The 23,054-nt window shown below is 59.3% G+C and carries 19 protein-coding genes; 11 read left to right on the forward strand and 8 right to left on the reverse strand.

Going from position 1 to position 23,054, the window contains the following annotated elements; translation table 11 throughout:
* Positions 1-65: 65 nt before the first annotated feature.
* The 7 genes from ACR0E6_RS07055 to ACR0E6_RS07085 form a co-directional block, all read right to left on the reverse strand.
* Positions 66-944, reverse strand: a complete 879-nt coding sequence (locus tag ACR0E6_RS07055) for a hypothetical protein (RefSeq protein WP_480581889.1) — start codon at positions 942-944, stop codon at positions 66-68.
* Between the two features lie 174 nt (positions 945-1,118).
* Entirely contained in the window at positions 1,119-1,541 is a 423-nt protein-coding gene (locus tag ACR0E6_RS07060; RefSeq protein ID WP_480581892.1) for a hypothetical protein, read from the reverse strand.
* A gap of 17 nt (positions 1,542-1,558) precedes the next feature.
* Positions 1,559-3,094, reverse strand: a complete 1,536-nt coding sequence (locus tag ACR0E6_RS07065) for a c-type cytochrome (protein WP_480581895.1) — start codon at positions 3,092-3,094, stop codon at positions 1,559-1,561.
* Positions 3,091-4,443, reverse strand: a complete 1,353-nt coding sequence (locus ACR0E6_RS07070) for an NADH:flavin oxidoreductase (RefSeq protein WP_170451782.1) — start codon at positions 4,441-4,443, stop codon at positions 3,091-3,093. Before ACR0E6_RS07070 ends, ACR0E6_RS07065 begins: the two co-directional genes overlap by 4 nt.
* The gene (locus ACR0E6_RS07075; protein WP_480581898.1) at positions 4,440-5,312 is read right to left on the reverse strand and encodes a hypothetical protein; all 873 of its coding nucleotides are present in this window, start codon (positions 5,310-5,312) and stop codon (positions 4,440-4,442) included. The genes ACR0E6_RS07070 and ACR0E6_RS07075 overlap by 4 nt, the downstream gene beginning before the upstream one ends.
* Before the next feature lie 3 nt (positions 5,313-5,315).
* A complete protein-coding gene (locus ACR0E6_RS07080; protein WP_480581900.1) occupies positions 5,316-7,055 on the reverse strand; it encodes a peroxidase family protein in 1,740 nt (579 codons plus the stop codon).
* A 201-nt stretch (positions 7,056-7,256) separates the two neighbouring features.
* A complete protein-coding gene (locus tag ACR0E6_RS07085; protein WP_480581903.1) occupies positions 7,257-8,165 on the reverse strand; it encodes a LysR family transcriptional regulator in 909 nt (302 codons plus the stop codon).
* A 196-nt stretch (positions 8,166-8,361) separates the two neighbouring features.
* On the opposite strand from ACR0E6_RS07085, the gene cuyA reads away from it, so the two are divergent.
* From cuyA to ACR0E6_RS07115, 6 genes are all read left to right on the forward strand, one after another.
* Positions 8,362-9,375 (forward strand): D-cysteate sulfo-lyase, encoded by a 1,014-nt coding sequence (cuyA, locus tag ACR0E6_RS07090; RefSeq protein WP_480582229.1) that lies wholly within the window; start codon positions 8,362-8,364, stop codon positions 9,373-9,375.
* A 43-nt stretch (positions 9,376-9,418) separates the two neighbouring features.
* Positions 9,419-10,378: an ABC transporter substrate-binding protein gene (locus tag ACR0E6_RS07095; RefSeq protein WP_170451792.1), complete on the forward strand. Its 960-nt coding sequence runs from the start codon at positions 9,419-9,421 to the stop codon at positions 10,376-10,378.
* Positions 10,379-10,449: 71 nt separating this feature from the next.
* A complete protein-coding gene (locus ACR0E6_RS07100; RefSeq protein WP_480581905.1) occupies positions 10,450-11,505 on the forward strand; it encodes a quaternary amine ABC transporter ATP-binding protein in 1,056 nt (351 codons plus the stop codon).
* A complete protein-coding gene (locus ACR0E6_RS07105) occupies positions 11,502-13,043 on the forward strand; it encodes an ABC transporter permease subunit (protein ID WP_170517472.1) in 1,542 nt (513 codons plus the stop codon). Before ACR0E6_RS07100 ends, ACR0E6_RS07105 begins: the two co-directional genes overlap by 4 nt.
* The gene (locus tag ACR0E6_RS07110) at positions 13,040-13,765 is read left to right on the forward strand and encodes an alpha/beta fold hydrolase (RefSeq protein ID WP_480581908.1); all 726 of its coding nucleotides are present in this window, start codon (positions 13,040-13,042) and stop codon (positions 13,763-13,765) included. The genes ACR0E6_RS07105 and ACR0E6_RS07110 overlap by 4 nt, the downstream gene beginning before the upstream one ends.
* Positions 13,766-13,903: 138 nt before the next feature.
* Positions 13,904-15,787, forward strand: coding sequence for an SLC13 family permease (locus tag ACR0E6_RS07115; RefSeq protein ID WP_480581911.1), 1,884 nt, complete (start codon positions 13,904-13,906; stop codon positions 15,785-15,787).
* Positions 15,788-15,806: 19 nt separating this feature from the next.
* Here the strand turns inward: ACR0E6_RS07115 and ACR0E6_RS07120 are convergent, their stop codons facing one another.
* Entirely contained in the window at positions 15,807-16,769 is a 963-nt protein-coding gene (locus ACR0E6_RS07120; protein WP_480581914.1) for a LysR family transcriptional regulator, read from the reverse strand.
* Between the two features lie 128 nt (positions 16,770-16,897).
* On the opposite strand from ACR0E6_RS07120, the gene ACR0E6_RS07125 reads away from it, so the two are divergent.
* The 5 genes from ACR0E6_RS07125 (at position 16,898) to ACR0E6_RS07145 (ending at position 23,050) form a co-directional block, all read left to right on the forward strand.
* Positions 16,898-17,905, forward strand: coding sequence for a TAXI family TRAP transporter solute-binding subunit (locus ACR0E6_RS07125; RefSeq protein WP_170451802.1), 1,008 nt, complete (start codon positions 16,898-16,900; stop codon positions 17,903-17,905).
* 81 nt (positions 17,906-17,986) lie between these two features.
* Positions 17,987-20,200, forward strand: a complete 2,214-nt coding sequence (locus tag ACR0E6_RS07130; RefSeq protein WP_480581917.1) for a TRAP transporter permease — start codon at positions 17,987-17,989, stop codon at positions 20,198-20,200.
* Between the two features lie 4 nt (positions 20,201-20,204).
* Positions 20,205-21,443 carry an NAD(P)/FAD-dependent oxidoreductase gene (locus ACR0E6_RS07135; protein WP_480581919.1) on the forward strand — a complete coding sequence of 413 codons (1,239 nt, stop codon included), beginning with the start codon at positions 20,205-20,207 and terminating at the stop codon, positions 21,441-21,443.
* A 43-nt stretch (positions 21,444-21,486) separates the two neighbouring features.
* Positions 21,487-22,227 (forward strand): aspartate/glutamate racemase family protein, encoded by a 741-nt coding sequence (locus ACR0E6_RS07140; protein ID WP_170451809.1) that lies wholly within the window; start codon positions 21,487-21,489, stop codon positions 22,225-22,227.
* A gap of 85 nt (positions 22,228-22,312) precedes the next feature.
* The gene (locus tag ACR0E6_RS07145) at positions 22,313-23,050 is read left to right on the forward strand and encodes a TSUP family transporter (protein ID WP_170451811.1); all 738 of its coding nucleotides are present in this window, start codon (positions 22,313-22,315) and stop codon (positions 23,048-23,050) included.
* The last annotated feature ends 4 nt before the right edge of the window (positions 23,051-23,054 follow it).

The raw sequence follows: 23,054 nt of genomic DNA on the forward strand, positions 1-23,054 counted from the left end.
CTGGGCTCATGCGATCCGACAGAGGATGAACGGTGACACGCAAGCGGGCCTTCGGGTTCAAACGATCAGCCGATGTCGTACTCGTCCGCCCCGCTCCAGGACAAACGCTCTTTCACATAATCGGCCACCGATAATGAAACCTGTTCAAAGCCTGCCCCCCAATCCAGGTCTTCGGACGCTTCATCTGAATCACAAAAGGTCTTCAACACAGCAGCTAGATCACCGCAATCTGACGCACGAGAATAGGTGTAGAGCAATAGCCGCATGGTATAGGCATGGGCCAAAAGGGCTCGGGCCAGAACGGGCCGGTTGGTGAAGTCAAATCCACGGAATAGTCTTGCGGGCTCGGCCATCACTTTCTTAAGCTCCTGATCGTTACGACAAAGCTCTTCAAACTCACCATAATCAACTGTTCGTTGCGACTGATCATCACCAACGATCATGGCGTCTATCAGGCGATCCAGATGTCCGATAACCAGCCCTTGCCGCCGGTATTGCGATGGGTTTTCAAGGATTTTCTCCTTCCAGTCCGGAACGTTAGGAGAATACGCCAAAGAAGGTTCAAGCCCGGCAAGCTCAAAGTCGTCGGTGAACGCATAATAGGACAGCTTCAGCAAAAAATACCGGGCGCGGATGTTTTCATCCAGTTCGATGTCGACAAAGGTCGCGGACCTCTGAATCAGTCTGAATATGACGAGCGGCAGGAACAGTTGGTAGATCGTCGACCGAAGGTAGTAACCCTCTGTCGCAAGCCAGCTTCCCTCTGTTTCGCCCAGATGCCCTTGCCGCTGCGTGCGCACCAAACTGGCGACGCGAAAATATCCGCCTTCGGCGGCCTCGAACAGTTGGAAGAACAGCGGCTCGATCTCATCATACAGTCTCTTGCGTGCTTCGAATTCATATGAGGTTCGCGCGTCACTAAGCGCCGCGTCTTTGGCCAGCATGGCCTTTAGCTTTTCCAACCGGCGCGCGCTGAATGGGCTTAGAAAGGCGACAAAAACAGCGACCAGCGCGCTGACCAGGGCAGACACGACCGTCGCCTGCCCAGCCGGCGTCAGAGAGTTAAACCAATCAAGCACAAGCCTTACCCAATCGCCAGCCGCCGGGGAAGAACATCGTCAGGGCCGGGTCATCAGTTCGGCAATCACCAGTCGGCGAAAACTAAGGAAAATAAGCACGCCAAACACGGCGTCGAAGGCAGCGAACCATAGGAACGGCCCCCCATGCGCAACGAAGGTTGCCACCATCAGCGCCCGCCCCAGCACGGCAATGACATTGGGATAACGCTGACGCACCGGATCAAGCGCGCCGGGGATTTGCATGACGGTCACAAAGATCAGCGTCGCCCCCCAGACCGAGGGCCAGGGGTTCTCGGCCCCCGCAGGCAGGCCCACAACACCCAGCGAAAACGCCGGGCAAAACAGGAACAGCGCGCCGATGACGATTTGAAGCGCCAGCACAAATCCGAACAGACGGCGATGAGATTTGATCCGGTTGTCGGCCTGGGCGCGGGTCCAGCCGATGGATAACGTATCGGTCATGTTACTCATCTCCTTGTTCAGAAGGTTTTCAGGTATTCGAGTAAATCGGCTTTTTGGTTCGGGCTTAGATGCGTGCCGTAAACGTGGCCCGCGTTGGAATTGCCCGGCTGGGATGTGTCGAAGCAATAGACACCTTCATCCTCGCACGGGGGTGACATGAACCCGCCATTCACCGGGTCGATTACATCCGAATTGCGCTGGAATTTTTTGGGGCGATCTGCGGGGGCGTTGAGTAAATCTGCCAGCGTCGGCACCGATCCGTTATGCAGATACGGGCCGCGCACCCAAAGCCCATCCAGCGGCATATTTGCGTAGCCGTCGGTTTTGCGGAACTGCCGGAACGCGTAAGGCGTGTCCGCAAACAGTTCTGTTACCTGGCGCTGCTGGAACTCGTTTGTGTAGCTATCCAGCCGCGCGCGATCCGTCCCAATGGACGCGATTGGCTGAACGGTTCCCAGCTTGTCGCCCGAGAACTCGTACTCTGTCCCGGTCCAACGCCCGTGGCACTCCAGACAGAAGGTCGCATAAAGGTTGGCCCCCCGTTCGGCGGCCTCGGCATCCACCTGTATCGGGTTCGAAGGCGGCGGCAGATCGCTGAGCCATGCTGCAACGCGCTCGATCCCGCCATGATCCGCAGTTTCCGCTGTCACCCCGGCCCCAAGCGCCGCCGACAGGTTTCGTTCGGCCAGCGAGGGGTTGTTGCCATCCCAGTGCAACCGCATGCCTTCGCGCGGGCCTTGCAGAAAGATGGAGGGAAAATCAGACGCGCCGATAACCTCTTGCGGGGTCAATGCATCTCCGTTCATGTCGAATTCCAGCACCTTGTAGGGGTTGAACGTGTCCACGCGCCCAGTGCCCCAATCCGGTTGGCGCGCCAGCAGGGGCTGCAAAGCGGCGCGGGTCGCCAGCAATTCCTCGCGAATGCGGGGGACAACTGCAATGCGCCAGAACAGCCGCTTGACGGGTCCAAGGCCATTGCCGCTTTGTTCGATGGCGTCGAACAGCGGTTCGGCGGCCAGTTTCGGACTGGTCGAAGCGTCCAGCAGGAACTCGATAAACGCATGAAATTGCAGGTTGTTCGACGGCATTCCGGGCACGATCACCGCCTCGGCCTCAGCCGTTTCGCGATAGGTGCCAGCGTGACAGACGGCGCAGTTGAACCAGACCAAGGTGATGCCCAACTGATCGCGGCGGGAAATGCCAATTGGCAGGTCAGTGCGACCTTTCTCATCCTCCTGATACAGGAACCCAAACGCCTCGTAGGTCGTCTTGCCCTCAAAGGCTTCGGGGAAGAGATAGGGCAGCGCCTGCCAGACCTCATACGGCAATCCGCTGGAGGTTTCCGAACCGATAGAGCCGTGCAGGAAGTGTTGTTCGTCGTCGCGGAAATGCTCAGGCCCGCCGCGCAGCCAGGCCAGAAGCAACCACAGGACCACGATCAGGGCCAGCAGGCCAACCAGAGCCATCAGCGCCACAAGAATGGTCAACGGCAACCGTCGGCGGCGGCGTTGTTTCAAGGCCTCTTCAACAAAGGTGACAGACTGGTTCCTCATTCTGCCGCCTCCCTGTCAGGGGTCGGGATTTGAAGGATCGGCTTGGTTTCGTAGATCGACATCAGCTCGTCGATCATCGATTCGCGGCTTTCGAACCGGTCCTCCTCATAGCAACCCATCGGATGTTTCGGCGCATTGCACAGGCATTTATTGCAGCGTGTGCAAGGTTTTGGCGGCTCATCTTCACCTGCGGCCCAATGCTTGACCAGATCATTATTGGCAACCAGAGCCCGCGCGATGGACACCCCGTCGCAGCCGCCCGAGGTGATGGCATCACGCACAACCCGCGCGTTCTGATAGCCGCCGGTGTTGATCACAGGAATGGTCACCGCCTGTTTGATCGCACGGCATTCTTCCAGGCTGATACCTTCATCCTCGCGGCCTTTTTTCAGCCGGAACCAAAGCCGCAGGAATAGCGGGCGCAGCAGGGGGAAGCGGAAGAACAGGTAGTTTCTGAACCCGTTGACGCCCGATGCAATCATCGCGTCGTAAGTAACGGCCAGAACCTCAAGCGGCAGGTCCCCCGGTGGGTTCATTGGATGCGGAAACAGCGAGCCGGTCGAGACGTGTAGGGCATCCACCCCCGCAGCCTCGCACCATTGCGCGACCTGCACCGTGTCGGACAGGGTGTTGCCCTTGCCTTCCCACGGCAGGACGTTGTTGTGGTCCACGGCAGAGAGTTTGACTTGCAAGTGGAACTCGCGCCCAACCTTGGCGCGAATGGCGTCGATCACCTCAAGCAGGAACCGCGCGCGGTTGCGCAGGGAGCCGCCGTAATGGTCGGTCCGGTCATTGATCGCGGAACTCAGGAACTGGGTGAACAGATAGCCGTTGGCGGCGTGCAATTCGATCCCATCCAGCCCGGCCTCACGCGCGCGCCATGCGGCCTGGGCGAAATCTTCGACCATTTCGCCCACTTCATGCGTGCTCATGGCGCGGGTTGGGAAGCCGTGCAGGGTTTCGTACGCGTTGGTGGGGCTTGGGGTCGGGCGGTGCTGATTGTGGATGCCGGGCAAATCCATCTGGCGACCGGAATGCGACAGTTGAAGGATGTATTTGGATCCGTTGGCGCGGACCGCCTCACCCAGCTTTTGCCACAGAGGAATGAACTCATCCGTATGAATGGTGGCGTACCCGGCGATGATACGGCCATCCATGCGCACGGGCACATAAGATGAGATCACGGCCCCTACCCCGCCCCGCGCAAACTTGCATTCCCAGTTGATCCGCGTCTGCGTCAGCGCCCCGTTTTCGGCGTCGAAGCGACCCGAGATATTCGACCGGAAGACCCGGTTCTTGACCTCAAGGTTGCGGAACTTGAGCGGAGTGAAGATGATATCGTCGCTCATCCGGTTTCTCCCGCCTGTTTCCAGATTTCTGCCAGCAACGCCATGACCCAGTGCTGGGCCGGGCAGCGGCTCCAACTTGATCCCAGAAAGGCCAGATCGGCGTCCATGCCTGCGCCCGCCGCCCTGCGCGTGTTCATGGCGACCAAGGTGACTGGCCGCACGCGCCCGCCGATCGTGTCGCCATGGCGCTTTCCGGCCCGCATCACGGTGCGCGGCGCGGCAATCACGCGCAAAGCCGCCTGTTCCGGGGTAAGGTGGGCGCGCAGCCGCTGATCGGCCCATGCCGCTTGCAACCGTTCCAGGCTGAGCGCCAGATTATGCACCGCGATCCCGGTGCCGTGGACAGCGCCCTTGTCGCCCTTCGCGGCCTGACCCAACACACCTTGACCGTCCCGCAATGCGCCGGACAGAAAGGCGATGAGGCGCCGAAGGGGGTTAAACGTTTGCAGATGTGTCTCGATCGCTTTGGCCGCATCCCAGGTTTCGGCGCTTGCCGCATAGGTCGGATCAAACACCCGGCCCGTGATCTGCTGCGCAAGCTCACCCACGGGCCTGCTCAGATCGCCCCGCACATAGCCCACCATCTGAGTCAGCGTGTCGGAATCCCAATTGCCCGGCGCGAACATATCGGCGATGTCCTGAGACATCCGACGCCTTTCGGGGTCGTCCCGCATCATCGCGCTGGGCAGCGGATTGCCACCAAGCGACAACGCCGATCTGACGCGGTGCGCCAGTATCCGGTTGATCAGCGGCCCCCGCGGGCGAAACCCGCGATCCAGCGCGGCGTGGTCGGCAAGCTGTCCGATCTCATCCGCGTCATCGGTCAGGATCAGATCGGCAAGCAGTGGGATGCGAATGTGACGGGCCATGCCTCAGCCCCCCGCGATCCGCCAGGGGAAAAACGGGTTGCGGGCATCGACCAGAGCTTCGGCAAGGTCCGGGCAATGGCGACGCACCACATCGGAAAATCCGTTTTCGGCAACCCATCGGAACCCGGCCTCTGTGTAAATTTCCGGTCGGAAATCATCGGTATAGAAGCGGTCGCTTTTCAGCCTGCGCGAGGCCATGAGGATGAAGATACGAAACGCCGTGTCCGAAAAGCCAAAGCGCGGCGGCTGGTTTTTCGACTTCGCCTCGGCCAGTGTCCCGACCAGCAGATCGACCTTTTCGACGGTGCCATAGACCTCCTGCAGCGCGGACTGCCAATCGGGGTCATCGGTGATGTCTTCAAAAGTTTCAGGCCGCGTCGCGCCGATGGCGGCCCGGAAATCGGCATAGCGCGGCACGCCCCGCTCGCGGTCACGCAGGACGTCAACTGCGGCGAGGTCGAGGAACACATTCGCCTCAACCTTCTTGTCCAGACGGCGCAGGGTTTCGGGGAAGTTGTTCAGCACCAAGGCACCCGGATTTTCGGTCGCCAGAGAATACAGCACGTCGTCGAAACTCAGATTGTCATACAGCTTGCGTGCGCCCGGACCTGACACTTCGGTCAGCCCGGCGCTGTGCAGATGCGCGTTGTCGGAATGGCTGCGGAATTCATATGCGTCCGGCATCAGCGAGTGCAGCCGGTAGACCGAGCCGAACTCCTCGGTCATCGCATAGGGGCTGCCATGATGATCCCGCGGAGAGCCGGGAATGCCCGACATCACCTCGCTGTCCGAGACCCGACCCACCGCGTTGAACACGGTTTCGCCCATCAGGCCCCAATAGTTGCCACGCATCGCCATGCGGCCTTCGGGGCTGTCCATCAGCGCGGGCGTCCATTCTACGGTGTGGATCTTGGCCATCAGCGCCGAGTTCACCAACCGCGCCTTGTGAAACAGCCAGTCTTCGCTTTCATCCGGATGATCAATGCGCAACCGCGCCACGATGGAATTATGCTCGCGCGCGAACAGAGTGTGCAGCACCGACAGCCCGGTCCACCAGTTGCCGTTGACACCTGCCAGTTCCTGACCTTCGCGCTTGGCCTTTTTGTCGACGGGTAAAAGACCATCGTCCAAAGCAATTTCGGCCGATTTGGGCCGGCCCTTCAGTTTGGCGGTGCGGACGTAACGCAGACGTTCCTCGGTCGAGCCATAGATTTGCGATCCATCCCACCAACTGGTTTCGACATTGCGGAAGGTAGGTGGACGGTTGGCATCAGCATCCGTCACCTGTTTGTCGGGCATCGTGCGCCGTACGGTCATCTTGCCGCCCGGCCAGTCGTCACCTTCGGGTAGCGGCACGTCCAACGGCTCGGCATCCGGATCGTTGGGACCGTGGCTGAGCCAGTCATGCACCATGAACTGAATCCAGGCAGCCGCCAGCACGTTCAGATGTGGAACGGGTACAAATTCATGCCGCTTGAGAAGCTTTTCGCTGACCAGTCTGGGGCTTGGATCCATCAGATCCGCGTCGCTGGGCGGATAGGTGTCCCTCAGCGCGACATTGCGTCCGAACCGGGTGCCCGTCGCGCCCATGCGGGGCTGCGAAAGGTCGTTGAATTGCCCGTCCGCGGTGCGCCATCCGATAATGTCAAAATCCTCGGGCCGTTCGCCATCCAACGGCGCGGTTTCGGTATCGATCAGGTTGTTGTGCCGCAGGTTGACACGGTGGCCCAGAATAATCGCCAACGCAGGCAAAAACGGCCAAGCGTGCCAAACTCTAAATCTTTGAGAAATAGAGGCAAATCTGCCGAGCAGAGAGTCCAGAATTCTTTCGAACATCGAAAATGTCCTTAAAGACAGTGGGATAACAATAATCAAACTATTGTTTGTGCATATCACAAAATCCGTGACTTTGACAGTTGGGGGATTCCGCACCTTGATTGGCGGTCAGCGGTGTCGCGCCTTCGACCCCTGGTTGCTCCAGATCCCGAACAATTCGGCAGCAGCTGATTCCGTGCGGTCCGCGTAGATCGCGATGTCCATGGGCTCACGCCCCAACGCATTCGCCAGCGAGATCACCTCGCCGCTTTGCAATTCGCTGTGCACCATGCTGAAGGGCAGCCAACCGACCCCAAGGCCCTTGCGGACCATCTCGAGAATACCGGTCGAAAACGCCGTCTCGCAAATCGGGTTGGTGCTGTACCCAGCCGTCCCGAACCGGCGTTCCTTTCGGCGCAGAACCTGCCCGAAATAGCTGTTGTCCGGATAGACGATTGCCGGCGCAGTGTCGGAAATGTCGCCCACGTCTTTCACCGCAAACCGAAGGGCCCCGCCCACTACAGGGATCAGATAATCCCGCCCCCATATTCCGCGCAATACGCCCGACCCGAACTCCAACGGCTCGGCCAGATCGGACTCGTAGCACAGCAGCATGCTGGCATCCTTGCGCAGGAACATGCTGACGCAGTCGCTTAGGTTAGCGGCATGCAGACGGAACCTGACGCCCGGCAGGTGCGACCGGGCCTTCAGAGCCATGTCCGGGAACCGGGAAAACACCTGCGCATGTTGTGCCGCGATCCTGACGGTGGTCGCCTTGGGGTCATGATGGGCAATTTTTGTGCGTAGCTCGCGAAGCTGGACCAGAAGCGCACGTATCTCGGGTTCGTTTGAAATCAGCGCGGCGCTGATCTCGACCCGGTTGGTTTTGCGGTCCAGTATGGTGACGCCCAGCCAGTCTTCGAAGGACCGGATACGCCTGGAAAACGCGGGCTGGGTGATATGTCGGCGCGCGGCAGCCCGGCTTAGATTGCCCTCTTCCAGCAGAACAAGAATGTCCTCTAACCATTGTGTATCCATAAAAAGCGCACCCCTAGCCAAAGCAAAAGTATGAGTGGCCGTACAAAAAAGCACTGTTTTTCTTCGATTTGATAGGAAACGCTTTGAGAAATCCCAATGGTAAGGACCTCAGAGCATGGCAGAGTCGGCAGAAATCTCGGAGAATACTGCGGGCGAAACCGCAGACCTAACCTTTAGCCTGTGCAAGGAGCTGTCGATCAGTCTGGCCCGGTTTCCACGGGTTTCCTTCGGGCATCTTCCGACACCTCTGGAACCGATGGACAGGCTTAGCGAGGTGCTGGGCGGCCCGCGCCTTTGGGTCAAACGGGACGATTGTACCGGCCTGTCGACCGGCGGAAACAAGACCCGGAAGCTTGAATTTTTGATGGCGGACGCCGTTGAAAAGGGCGCGGACACGATCATTACCCAGGGCGCTACGCAATCCAATCACGCCCGCCAGACTGCTGCTGCTGCGGCCAAACTGGGGTTGGAATGTCACATACTGCTGGAAGATCGCACCGGGTCCGAGGATCAGAACTACATCATGAACGGAAACGTGCTGCTGGACCGCCTGCACGGGGCCTCGGTGTCCAAACGCGACGGCGGTGCAGACATGAATTCCGAAATGGACAGGTTGGCCGATCACCTGCGGAGCGAGGGCAAGAAGCCTTACATCATTCCCGGAGGGGGCTCGAACGCCATCGGCGCGCTTGGCTATGTCAATTGCGCCCGTGAATTGACCGAACAGGCCGCCAGAATGGGATTGTCGATTGATGCGCTGGTTCATGCGACCGGCAGTTCCGGGACCCAGGCCGGGCTTGTGGCCGGGCTGGCGGCAATCAAAAGCACCACGCATCTTCTGGGCATTGGCGTTCGGGCTCCGCAGGACAAGCAGGAACAGATGGTGTTTGAACTGGCGACCAAAACCGCAGCGCATCTGGAACTGGACGCGCAGATCGCCCGCTCAGAAGTGCGCGCGAATTGCGATTATGTGGGCCCCGGCTATGGGCTGCCGACCGACGGGATGATCCGGGCGGTCAAGCTGTTGGCCCACACCGAAGGGCTGCTGTTCGATCCGGTATATTCAGGCAAGGGCCTCGACGGGCTGATCGATCAGATCCGCAAGGGTTATTTCGACGGCATGAGCAATGTCGTGTTTCTGCACACTGGTGGAAGCGCGGCCCTGTTTGGGTATTCCGATGCCTTCGGACTGCCCGGTTACACACCATAAAAACAAGAACAAAACAAAAAGCGACCAACAAGGAGAGATCACTATGTCACTGAAAAAAACCCTCATCGGCGCGGCGCTGCTGACCACGTTTGGGGCGACCGCTTATGCCGAAGACGTCAAGATCGGCGTGCCGTCCTGGACTGGTGCTCAGGCCATCGCCTATGTGCTGGGCGAGATCGTCGCCACCCGCATTGGCGGGACGGTCGAATATGTTCCTGGCAATAACGCCACGATCTTTCAGGCGATGGATCAGGGCAAGGGTGACATCGATGTTCATCCGGACGTCTGGCTGCCGAACCAGGAGAGCTTTACCAAGAAATATGTGGATGAGGCAGGCACAGTGACGCTGTCATCAAATCCATACGAAGGGAACCAGGGGTTCTGCGTGTCCAAGGATTTCGGTCAGGCCAACAACATTACCGACATCGCAGATCTGGGTCGCCCGGATGTGGCCGCGCTGATGGACAGTGATGGCAATGGCAAGGGCGAGATGTGGATTGGCGCGCCCGGCTGGGCGTCGGCAAATGTCAACGAGGTCAAGGTGCGCGACTATGGCCTATTGGACTTCATCGAACCGATCCGGGCCGAAGAAAGCGTCAAGACCGCACGCATCAAGGACTCGATCGCCAAGGGCGAAGGATATGCGTTCTATTGCTACAAACCGCATGCGGTGTGGTTCATGTTTGATGTCGAGATGCTGACGGAACCCACCTATGACCCTGCTAAATACGTGATGATCCAACCGTCCGACGATGCCGACTGGTACGAAAAATCCAATGTGGCAACGAAAGACGCCCTGAAGCAGGTTCAGATTGCTTGGTCGAACTCGCTGGCGGACCGCTCGCCCGCCATTGCCGAGTTTTTTGCCAACTTTGCCCTGACCGCCGATGATGTCAGCGGTCTGGCCTTTGAAATCAGCGCCAATGGTCGCGAACCGGCTGATGTTGCGAAGGACTGGGTCAATGAGAACTCGGACCGCGTCGACTCGATGCTGGGGCTGTAACCGCCCAACTGAACTGCCGGTACCGGTTTCGGCTGGTACCGGACCTGATCTCTTCAAACAGTGGCGCAAAAATGAACGCAGAAACCGTCATCGAGATTTCGAATGTCTGGAAGATTTTCGGGGCTAAACCACAGGCCGCACTGCAAGCTGTTCGCGAGCGCAACCTGAGCAAGGCCGAGGTACTGGCCGAGTATAACTGCGTTGTCGGTGTTGCGGATGTCAGCCTGTCGGTGAACCGGGGTGAAATCTTTTGCATTATGGGCCTGTCGGGCAGCGGCAAGTCGACCCTTGTGCGCCATTTCAACCGTTTGCTGGAACCCACCGCGGGCAAGATCGAGATCGAAGGCACCGATGTGATGGCGTTGGGCACGAAAGACCTGCAGCACTTTCGCAACCAGAAGATCGGTATGGTGTTCCAGAACTTCGCGCTGATGCCGCACCGCTCCGTTCTGGACAACGTGGCGATGCCGCTAGAGATCAGACAGGTCGCCAAGAATGAACGGATGCGTCAGGCGGCGGCCATACTGGATATCGTCGAGCTGGGGGCCTGGGGGGCCAAATTCGCCCATGAACTGTCCGGCGGGATGCAGCAACGCGTCGGCCTTGCACGGGCGCTGGCGGCCAATCCGGATGTTTTGCTGATGGACGAGCCGTTCTCGGCCCTTGACCCGCTGATCCGGCGGCAATTGCAGGATGAATTCATCCGACTGTCGAAAATCCTCAAAAAGACGACCGTGTTCATCACCCACGATCTGGATGAAGCCGTTCGGATCGGGGATCGTATCGCCATCATGCGCGACGGCAAGGTTGTGCAGATGGGCACGGCCGAAGATATCGTCATGCATCCCCAGGATGACTATGTCGCCGACTTTGTCGCCGGGATATCGCGTCTGAAAGTGGTGCATGCCAAGGTCGTCATGCGCCCGATTGAAGACTGGACGTCCCGGAACGGCCCCCTGCCCGCCGATCTGCACCGCGTCAGCAGCGATGAGACGCTTAGCAATCTGATCAATCTGGCCATTGATGATGAAAATCCCATCGTCGTGGCCGACGCGGGTGCCGATATTGGCGTCATCACCCGCGCCGACCTGCTACGTACCGTTATCGAAGGGACCGAGGTGTCATGAGGGACGAAAATATCAATCCGCTGGAAGACACCGAAAGCGAGGCCGCGCTGGCCTATGCGGAAGAGCGCAAAGAGAACATTCGCACCTTTGTTCGCACGCATCCCGACTATTACATCGCCAATTTCGACAAGGTCGGTGCCTCGGCACGGTTTACGCCGACCTTCAACTTTTTCGCGGGCCTCTTCGGGCCGATCTGGTTTGGTGCGCGCGGCTTGTGGTCCTGGGCGCTGTGCTTTCTGATCATCGAGGCGATAGGCTTTGTCCAGATCGCCCGTGGCCTGTTCGGAGATCTCGCCTCGGACGCCATGGCCCGGATCGCGTCTATCGAGGGCACCTTAGAGTTACGCAAACAACAGCTTGCGGCGGCAATCGAGGCGGGCTCGGACAGGGTGGACGCGTTCCAGCGCGCGGTGGATGGGCTAGAGGCGAACATCGGCGGCATTCGCGCCGAGGCCGAGGCGCTGGCAGAGCAAGGCCCAACCATCGCCCTGACTGGCCTTGTCATCTTGATCATCGCCAAGGCGGCGCAGTCGGTGATGGCCAACTGGGCGCTCGAAGCTCGGTTTTCCGAATGGCTGTCGGACCGGTCGATCCGGTCCGGGATGCCTGTATCCCAGATCGTGTTCAGCGCGGTGTTCATGGTTCTGATCGTGACGGTCGCCATGATCAACTACAGCTTTCCGGGGCGTTTCACGATCCTCAGCGATTTTCCGACGGACCCGGAATTCCGACTGCTCAGCATCGACGGGGTCGAGGCATTCTTCAATTGGGCCGTTCTGAATGGTGAGGCGCTGTTCGATGGGATCACCTATGCCATCCGTCTGGTGCTGGACGCGCTGGAGCTGGTTTTTGTCAGCACCCCGTGGATCGTGATTGCGTCGCTGATCATTTTGCTGACCTGGCTGACGGCCGGTGTGCGAATGGCGATCTATTCCGGAGCGTTTCTGGCCTATATGGGCCTGCTTGGGTTTTGGGAAAAAGCCATGACAACGCTTGCTTTGCTTGGAACGGCGGCATGTCTGTCCATCGTCATCGGAATCCCACTAGGCATGTTCGCGGCACGCCGTCCCCGGTTCTATGCGTTTATTCAACCGATCATGGATTTCATGCAAACGATGCCCGCCTTCGTGTTCATGATACCGGTGATTGCGTTCTTCGGAACAGGCAAACCCGCTGCCGTCGTCACAACGATGATTTTTGGCGGCACCCCGGTGGTACGCCTGACCGTTCTTGGTCTGCGCGGCGTCCCCGAAAGCGTGCGCGAGGCGGCGATCAGCTTTGGGGCCAACAAATGGTATCTGCTGACCAAGGTCGATCTGCCATTGGCCAGCCCGTCGATCCGGGCGGGGATCAACCAGACCATCATGCTGTCACTGGCGATGGTGGTTGTCGCCTCGCTGATCGGCGCCAAGGGGTTGGGTGAGGATGTTCTGGAGGCCCTGCAATATGCCAATGTCGGACAAGGTATCCTTGCAGGGTTCGCCATCCTGTTCTGCGCCATGATCCTGGATCGCATTGTTCAGGGCCAGCGCAAGTGACGCCCCTTGTTCTGGTGCACGGCCTGATGGGCGGCAGCCCGCAGTGGAACTTGCAATACAAGGCCCTTTCAGACCATTTCGAGGTCGTCGCCCTTGACCTGCCCGGCTTTGGCAAGAACGCACATCTTCCCGCGATAGACCGCATCGATGGTCTGGCCGACTGGGTGATCGCGCATCTGCACGCGCGCGGTACAGACAGGTACCACCTTCTGGGCCACTCGATGGGCGGTATGGTGGTGCAAGAGATCGCTCGCGCTGATCCAAGCGGCGTGCAGAAGCTGATCCTGTACGCGACCGGTGCAATTGGCGTCCTGCCCGGACGGTTTGAAACCATCGACGAAAGCAAAGCCCGCGTTGAACAGGACGGCGTCGCAGCCACCGCAAGCCGGATCGCGGCAACGTGGTTTTGGGAAACCGAGGCCGCGCCCCATTTCAAGGATTGCGAAACCGTTGCCCGAATGGCCACGAAAGACTCCATTCTCGCCGGTCTGGATGCAATGCAAAATTGGTCCGGAGCAGAACACCTGCAAGACCTGCAACAGGAGACGCTGGTAATCTGTGGCGACCGGGACCGAACCTATTCGTGGGACCAGACGCATCTGCTTTGGTCCAGTATTCCCAACGCCAGCCTGTCCGTGATCCCTGGATGCGCGCATGCGGTACATATGGAGAAGCCCGCGCTTTTTAACGGCATTTTGCTGGACTACCTCGTGACCGGTTAGCTTGCACGACCAGCAACCCAACCCGGCTTGAAATTAAATTACGTTATCGCCCGTGAAATCGAAACAACATGACAAGGCCATCATGATCGTTTAGGTGTTCACTTAAAACGAAAAGAAGACAAAGTTACCGAGAACTCTGTGGAACAGGTTGTTTTTACGTTCGAGATGGGAGTCGTTTGCGCGCTGTTGGCGTTTACCGTGTTCCTGTTTGTTTCAGAAATCGTCAGGATTGATCTTTCGGCCATATTGGTGCTCGTTCTGGTCGGCCTGCTGAGCTATGCGCCGGGTCTTGAGAACCTGGCGGATGTCTCTCACCTTTTCGATGGGTTTGCGTCAAACGCCGTAATCTCGATCATCGCGGTTATGATCGTGGGTGCCGGGTTGGACAAGACCGGCATCATGAACAAGGTCGCGGCTGTCATTCTGAAATACGGCGGTACTGCTGAAAACCGGGTGTTGCCAATCGTTTCGGGCACGGTCGGCGTCATCTCATCCTTCATGCAAAACGTGGGCGCGGCGGCGCTGTTCCTTCCTGTGGTCAGCCGCATATCCTCACGGTCTGGTATACCGCTTTCGCGTCTGCTGATGCCGATGGGCTTTTGCGCCATCTTGGGCGGCACGATGACAATGGTCGGGTCATCGCCGCTGATTTTGCTGAACGATCTGGTTGTGACCGCGAATGAGGGGCTGCCGGACGATCAGAAAATTCAGCCGTTTGGCCTGTTCTCGGTCACTCCGATTGGCGCGGCGCTGATCCTGACCGGGATCGCGTATTTTCTACTGCTTGGCCGATGGGTACTGCCCGGCGACACCGGATCCGACAATACCGGCACCAGCCAAGGCACGCAGGAATATCTGCAACGGGTCTACGGCCTGAAAGCAGATGTTTTCGAGGTTGTGGTCCCCGCAGACAGCCCCTTAGTCGGTCAGGTGTTGGCTGACATCAACCACGAAAACCACCTGTATATCATCTCGACCTTCTATCGCGGCAAAACATCGATGGTGCAGGTTCTGACGGCCGAAATTGCCGCGCCATGTCGGTTGGCCATCATCGGGCGCCGCTGGGTGGTAGAGGAATTTGCCCAGAAGTTTGGACTGAAGGTCCTGCCCGAGTTGGACATTTTCGTCGAAGAATTCGCACCCACAAATGCCGGTATTGCCGAAGTGGTCGTGACACCCGACAGCAAACTGATCGGGAAATGCCCCCGCGAGTTGTTGTTCCGCAAGACCTACGGAATGTCCCTGCTGGCCATCCACCGGGGCGAAGAGACACTCAGCCATGTCGAAACGGACACGCACGAGTCCACGCAGATCGGTCTCGAAACCTTCAAAGCAGGTGACATGCTGGTGGCACATACCAGATGGGACAACCTGATGCGGATCACGCAGGATCCTGACTTTGTCGTGGTCACATCCGATTTCCCTCAGGAAGAGTTGCGCCCGCAAAAGGTTGGCTGGGCGCTGGCCTTCTTTGCGATTTCCCTGTCGTTGATTTTGTTCACCGACGTGCGGCTGTCGCTGTGCCTGCTGACCGGTGCCGCCGGAATGATGCTGACCCGCGTGCTGAGCGTGGATGAGGCGTATCGCGCCGTGGGATGGAACACCGTTTTCCTGCTGGCCTGTCTGATCCCCTTGGGTCAGGCGGTGCAAAATACCGGCACGGCGGCGTGGATCGCCCAACAGATCATGGTTCTTTTGAATGGCTGGCCGATCTGGGCGCTGCAGGCCGGTGTCGCGATACTGGCCACAGCGTTTTCGCTTGTGATGTCAAATGTCGGGGCCACCGTATTGCTTGTGCCGCTGGCCGTGTCCATTGCAGTTGCCGCCGGAGGAAACCCGGCTGTTTTCGCCCTTACGGTGGCCATTTCCACCTCAAACAGCTTCATCATTCCGACGCACCAAGTGAACGCCCTGATCATGGGGCCTGCCGGCTACAAGGTCATTGACTTTGTGCGATCCGGCGGCGTGATGACGATACTGTTTTTGGTGGTTTCGATGTTGATGCTGAACTTGATTTACTAAGCTTGAAAAGCTGGCGACTTCATTCGCCACTCTGCTCAGAAATCATTTTGGCAGTTGGCTTGGCCCCCACGTCGTCAAGCATTCTGATAACTTCGGCTTTCCAACCTGCCTTGATCTTCAGGGCCAGTTGCGACGGCGGGCGGTGTTCCGGTTCCAGAATTGCGTATTCATACCGAAGGGGGTTTGCGAACGGCAGGAACACAACCTTTCCGGCAGACAGGCCCAGTTCCTGTTCCGTCGCGACGGTCAAAGGGTCCACGATTGTGCAGCATTGGCCCGAGCTTACAAACGGGATAAGGGGCAGAAAATACTGGCAGGTCACTGTCGAGTTGTAGCGGGCTGATACCTCCTGAAACTTGCTGCGAATCTTGTGCTGGAACGGGTGCGTTGCGTGCAGCCCACCCATCGGAACCCCGTCGAGGTCCGAGATCGAGATACTGCCGCGCGCAGCCAGCGGGTTGTCCCGGTCAATGGCACAGAAACAATCGGCCCGGATCAGCTCGGCTGAATATTGCGGCTCTTTCCCAGTCGCGTGTTCGAAATCGGCAAAGCCAAAGTCGATATTCTGCGTCCCGGCAAGCTCTATGATCTGGGGAGAACTGCGGGTGGACAGCGTGATGCGGATCTCCGGGTTTTCTCCGACCGACTGGCTGATGAAACGCGGGAACAGAAAGGCCGAAGGCCCCGGCATCGTGGCGATGTTCAGGCTACCGGAATGGCCCTTGATCAACCCCTCCATCGTGCTGGAGATTGCGGCGAGACGGTCCAGAATGCCGGTGGTTTCGGCCAGCAGGTAGTGCGCCTCGGGAACCGGAACCAGCCGCCTGCCCTTACGCTCGAACAAGGTCAGGCCAAGGGTTTGTTCCAGATTCTTCAGGGCCAGGCTGATCGCGGGCTGGGTGCGGTTCAGTTTTCTGGCGGTCTGAGAGATGGAGCCGGTTTCCATCACCTCGCGAAAGACTGTGAGCTGCGTCAGGTTCATTCCTGTCGTATAAGCCAAACTTTAGTTTTGTGAAATATAACAAATTTGTATTTATGCCATTTGTCTTTACGCTTTTGGGATCGAGGTTCGGTCAAACCGAATCCCACGAACCAACAACGGAGACGACGATGAAACTCGTGAAATGCCTGACAGGTCTGGCTTTGGCTGGCGCGCTGGCCGCCCCAGCGCTGGCGCAGGATCCGACCTTTTTCCGTATCGGCACCGGCGGGGCCGGTGGAACCTATTTCCCCATTGGTGGCACCATCGCAAACGGTATCTCTGCCCCTCCGGGCTCGCGCCCCTGCGAGGAAGGCGGCCAATGCGGCGTGCCCGGTCTGATTGCCATCGCGCAATCCACGACAGCGTCGGTGTTCAACAACGCCGCCGTCCAGAATGGCGAGCTTGAGGCCGGTCTGGCCGCAGCCGACGTGACCCGCTCGATGTATCTGGGCGAGGGTAAGTTCGAAGGCAAGCCCCACCCCAACCTGCGCATCGTCGCAAACCTGTTCCCCGAGGACCTGCATCTGGTGCTGCCAGCCGGTCAAACGATCAACGATCTGAGCGATCTGGAAGGCAAGCGCGTGGGTATCGCGCAGGCCGGTTCCGGCACGCAGGTTGCCGTGTTGCAGATGCTGGACGCCTGGGGCGTCAATCGCGACAACATGGACGAGGCCGAGCTGAACAACAGCCAAAGCGCCGAGCGTCTGGCCGATGGTCAGCTTGACGCCTATTTCTACGCCGCAGGCTGGCCGGTTGCCGCGATGGTGCAGCTGTCCTCGACCAAGGGGATGAACCTGCATTCCTTCACCGACGAGGATATGGCCAAGATCAATGAGATCATCCCGGCCTATATCCCCTCGACCATTCCGGGTGGCGTTTATGAAGGCATCGACGGTGAGACCAAGACCCCTGCGGTCAGCGCGATGCTGGTTGTGTCCTCGGAATTGTCCGACGAACTGGTCTATGGCCTGACCAAGGCGCTGTGGAACGACAACACCCGCAAGCTGCTGGACAATGGCCACGCCAAGGGCAAGCAGATCACGGCTGAAACCGCGCTGGACGGTGTCGAGGCTTTGGGTGTTCCGCTGCATCCGGGCGCCGAGAAGTTCTATAAAGAAGCCGGTCTGCTTCAATAATCGCAACCGACTGAAACCTGTCGCCGGTGCCCCTTATGCGGGGCACCGCATTCTGGAATTATGCGAAATCAGGGGGCCATCATGTCCGAGACCCAGAAACTTGATGACCACGAACTGACGGCCGAGGAACTGGCGGCCATCGAGGAACAGTTCGACGAAGGTGCCGCCGTCCGGCAGGTCACGCCCGCCATGGGCAAGGTACTGCGCGTCGTTGCCCTGATCTTTGCGTTTTATGAATTTTTCACCGCAGGCTTCGGCCTGCCCGCCGATCACTGGCATATGGGCATCTATCTGGCGCTGCTGTTCATTCTGGTCTACGCCACCATTCCGATTGTCGGGGCCAAAAGCCTTTATGCCCTCAAGATCAGCCGCTTTCGGATCGGCAATATCCCCCTTTATGATCTGGTTTTCATGGGGTTCGGCATCGTCGCCGCGCTTTATGTGGGCGTTGCCTGGCGCGGCATCCCGTTTGTGGGGATCGAGGAACAGACCTTTCGCATGGGCAACCCGAACGGCTATGACGTGTTCCTTGGCGTCGTCATCATCCTGCTGGTGCTGGACATCGCCCGCCGAACCTTGGGCTGGGTGCTGCCGCTGATCATCTGTGTGTTTATCTCATACGCGCTGCTGGGGCCGTATTTCCCAGGCTTGCTGCAACATCCCGGTGTGAATTTCAAAACCTTCGTGTCGTCGATGTATTTCCCGCAGGAAGGCATCTATGGCGTCACGCTGTGGGTGGTTTCGACCATCGTCTTCCACTTTGTCCTGTTCGGCGTCATCGCACAGCGCACCGGGTTGGGGCAGCTTTTCATCGACAACGCAACCATTTTGGCGGGCCGTTATACCGGCGGTCCGGCCAAGGTGTCGGTGGTATCCTCGGCGTTTTTCGGCACGATCTCGGGGTCTTCGGTGGCCAACACCGTATCAACCGGCGCGCTGACCATTCCCAACATGAAGCGCCTTGGATACCCCGGCCATTTTGCAGGCGGGGTCGAGGCCGCGTCCTCGGCTGGGGGTCAGATCACCCCGCCGATCATGGGGGCCGCTGCCTTCATCATGGCCGAGTTCCTTGAGGTCCCTTACACGACCATTGTCATCGCCGCGATCTTTCCGGCGATCCTGCATTATGTCGGCGTCTTTGCCGTGGTGCACCTGATGGCGCGCAAGCTGAACCTGAAAGGCTTGGCGAAAGAGCAACTGCCGCAGATCAAGGCCGTCTGGGCCGAGGGCTGGGCCAATATCGTGCCGTTGATCGGCCTGCTGGTCGTGCTGTTTACAGGCTACACGCCGTTCATGTCCGCCTTCTGCGGCATATCGCTGGCGGTGATTGCGGGCATGTCGCGGCTGAGACACCCTCCGACACTGATCTACGCGGCGGCGTTTCTGGCCTTTGTGCTATGGAAATTCTCGGATGGCGGGTTCGACCTGACCATGACGGCCATTCTTTGCGGACTGTCGCTGATCGCGACCCTCAACCCCCAGAAACGGATCGAAGTGCCCGAGATGCTGGCCGCGGTCGAACTGGGCGTGAAATATTCGCTGGCCGTGGGGGCCGCCGCTGCCGCTGTCGGCATCGTGGTGGGTGTGATCAACACCACCGGCATCGGTTTCCGCATTGGTTTCATGGTGACGCAGGGCGCGGGCAATCTGGCGGCGGATCTCTACAATATGATCTCGTTCGGCAGTTTCCAGCTGTTCGCGATGGAAGACCTGCAATTGTTCATCTCGCTGGTCTTTATCGCCATCGTCTGCATCCTGATGGGCGCAGGCATCCCGACCACCGCGCTTTACATCATGCTGGTCTCGGTCGCGCAGCCCGCGCTGGCCCAGCTTGGCGTCCCGCCCATCGCCAGCCACCTGTTCGTGCTGTATTACGGCGTGGTGTCCGAGATCACGCCGCCGGTCTGCACATCCGCCTATGCGGCGGCGGCGATTGCCAACTCGAACCCGTTCCGAACCGGCTTGTCGGCCTTCGCCCTTGGGCTGGGCAAGGTCATCGCGCCCATGGCATTCGTCTATGCGCCGGTCCTGCTGTTCGTGTCCTCCACCGGGTTCAATCTGTGGGAGTTCACCTATACCGCAACCAGTTGCATCGCCGGGGTCGTGGCCCTGTCGGCGGCGGTGGTGGGCTATTGGCTGAAGCCGTTGAACATGGTGTCACGCATCCTGATGGCCATCGCCGGGGTGATCTTTGTCGCGCCAAGCCTGACCGCCGATCTGATCGCGCTGGCCGTGGCCGCTCCGGTCATCGTCACCCAACTGATCGCCCGCAACCGCAGTCATTCCACGGCCTGATGCGATGACAGAACAGGTGACCATCATCGGCGCAGGGATCGTCGGCATTTGTTGCGCCCTTTCGCTTCAGGAACGCGGCATTCAGGTGCGCCTGATCGACCGGGGGGAACCGGGACAGGAGACCTCGTTCGGGAATGCGGGCGTAGTGTCGCCCTGGTCGATCATCCCGCAGGCCATGCCCGGGGTGTGGAAACAACTGCCCCGGATGCTGCTGAACCCCAAAAGCGCCTTGTCAGTGCGCCCGAGTTTCTGGCCAAAGATGATCCCATGGGGCCTGCGGTTTCTTGGCAATTCGAGCGAGAGCAAAGTGCGCAGCACGTCAGAGGCGATGGAACTGCTGTGCCGCCCTTCGATCGACCTCTACCGCAAGCACCTGAATGGAACGGGGCACGAAGGCCTGATCACCGACAGCTATTATGTGCACGCGTTTCGCCGCGCGGAAGATGCCAACCTGAACGGTCTGGATTATCAAATCCGCAAGGAAAAAGGCGGGCAGATCGAACGGGTCGACGGGGCCGAGCTTCGGCGTATTGAACCGGCCTTGTCCCGGGATTTCAAAGCCGCCGTGTTGATCAAGGGACAGGCGCGGGCGCTGTCTCCGGGCCGCATTGGCGCAGTGCTGGCCGAGAAAGCCCGCACTCAGGGTGCCGAGTTTGTAAGAACCGAAATCAAGGCAATCTCGCAAGCCCCTGATGGGCGCTGGGACCTGACGACCTCGGACAAGACGATACAGGCCTGCCACGTCGTCATGGCCGCCGGGGTGTGGTCGGCAGACCTGCTGAAACCGTTGGGCATCAAGCTACCGCTGGTGGCCGAGCGCGGGTATCATATCGAGTTTCCGGACGCCCACAGCACGCTCAGCCATTCGGTGATGGACGTGGACGCAAAGATTGTCGCCAGTTCCATGCAGGACGGCCTGAGGGTTGCGGGAACGGCCGAGTTTGCCCAGATCGACGCCCCCCCGGACCCGCGCAAAAAGGCACTGCTGACCCAACAGGCGCAGATGATGATGCCGGACCTGAACCCGCAGGGCGCGCGGTTTTGGATGGGGCGGCGTCCGTCCTTTCCCGACAGCCTTCCGGCCATTGGCCAGGTGAACGGCAAATCGGGCATCTATGCCGCCTTCGGGCATTCGCATTACGGATTGATGATGGCCCCAAAGACCGGAGAGCTGGTGGCCGATCTTTTGTCCGGTCGGCGGCTCAACATCGATCTCGATCCGTATTCACTGGGGCGGTTCTAGGCACCCTGCCCGCGCCGCAGCTTGGCTAAAGAAAGGAACACCCATGCCGGTTTTCAATGGCGGACAAAATATCTGCGGCGCGTCCATTGGCGTGCTGTGTCTGGAAAGCTATTTCCCCAAGCCGCCCGGCCATATCAAGAACCCGTCCAGCCTGCCCTTTCCTGTGCTTTATGAAATGATCGACGGCATCACCGTGCCGGACCTGTTGAACGACCCCAAGCCCGAATTGCTGGACCCGTTCATCAAAGGCGCACAACGGCTCGAGGCCGAAGGCGTGCGCGCAATCACCGGCAGTTGCGGTTTCCTTGCCTTGTTTCAAAAGGAACTGGCCGCCTGCGTCTCGGTCCCGGTGTTTGCCTCAAGCCTGATACAAGTGCCGCTGGCGTTCCACATGACCGGGGCCAAAGCGCCTGTTGGCGTGTTGACCGCAGATGCCCGGGCCCTGACGCCCCGGCATTTCGAAGGCGTCGGAGCCGCAAACATCCCCGTCGCCGTAAGAGGGCTGCAAGACACCGAAGAATTTGCCGAGGTGATCCTGCGGAACACGCGGACACGCATGGATACCGACCTGATCGAGGCCGAAGTTCTGCAAGCCGCCCGTGACCTGCAACGCGAAACGCCTGACATCCGGTCTGTGGTGCTGGAGTGCACAGACCTGCCGCCCTACGCCGCGCAAATACAGGACGCGCTGAAGCTGCCGGTCTTTGACCTGACGACGCTGGCGCAGATGGCGCACGCGGTTTCGGTGCGGTCTGCGTATTCTGGCATTATGCCTTGGGCTTGATCATTCGTTGCCTCGACGCTCGCTTTTGGGCCGCCTCCAAACTAGACGTTAACGTGGATCGATGAGGCGATGAGCGTGGCAAAAGGTGTTTGAAGTTTCTCTGGAACTGTCCTTGTTGATGATCGCCGTTTTTCTGGGCGCCTTGCTTCAGGTTGGCATCGGCATCGGGTTCAGCATTCTGGCCGGTCCGCCCATGATGATCCTGCTGGGGACGGCGACAGCGGTTCCGGCGCTTTTGCTGCTGAACACAATCGTTTCGGTGGTCGCCACGGACTGGCGCATCGTCACGGTCGAACGACGCACAATCACAACGGCGATTTTGGGCTGCCTGATTGGCGTGGTTGCGGGGCTGATGGTCTATCCATGGCTCAGCGAAGCCTTCGTGCTGGCCCTGACCGGATTGCTGTTGCTGATCGGCGTTGTCACGACCCTGCTTCCGATGCGGAACGCGATTGGCGCGACCGGCTTTGCCGCCGTGTCCGGGCTGTCCGGGTTGGCAACCGTCTGGGCCGCGACACCCGGCCCATTGATGGTGTTCGGGCTGATCGCGCGGGGTTTTGAGGCCCGGGCGGTGGCCCTGCTGGTTCAACCCATCGCGCTGGTCGCCTATGGCGCGGCGTTTCTGCTGCATGGCCTTTCCGATTGGCAATCGATTCCACTCGGCCCCCGACTGTGGACTTTCGTGGCCATCGCAATTTTCGGTAGTCTGGTCGGACGCGCGGTCAGATCGCGCCTGCCCCAACCCCTTGTCAGAACCGCGATCCGGGCCATCTCGCTAGTGGCCTGCTATGTTCTTTTCCAACGCGCGTATCTTGTCGCATGAGCTT

The organism is Ruegeria sp. AP12 (assembly GCF_056540025.1).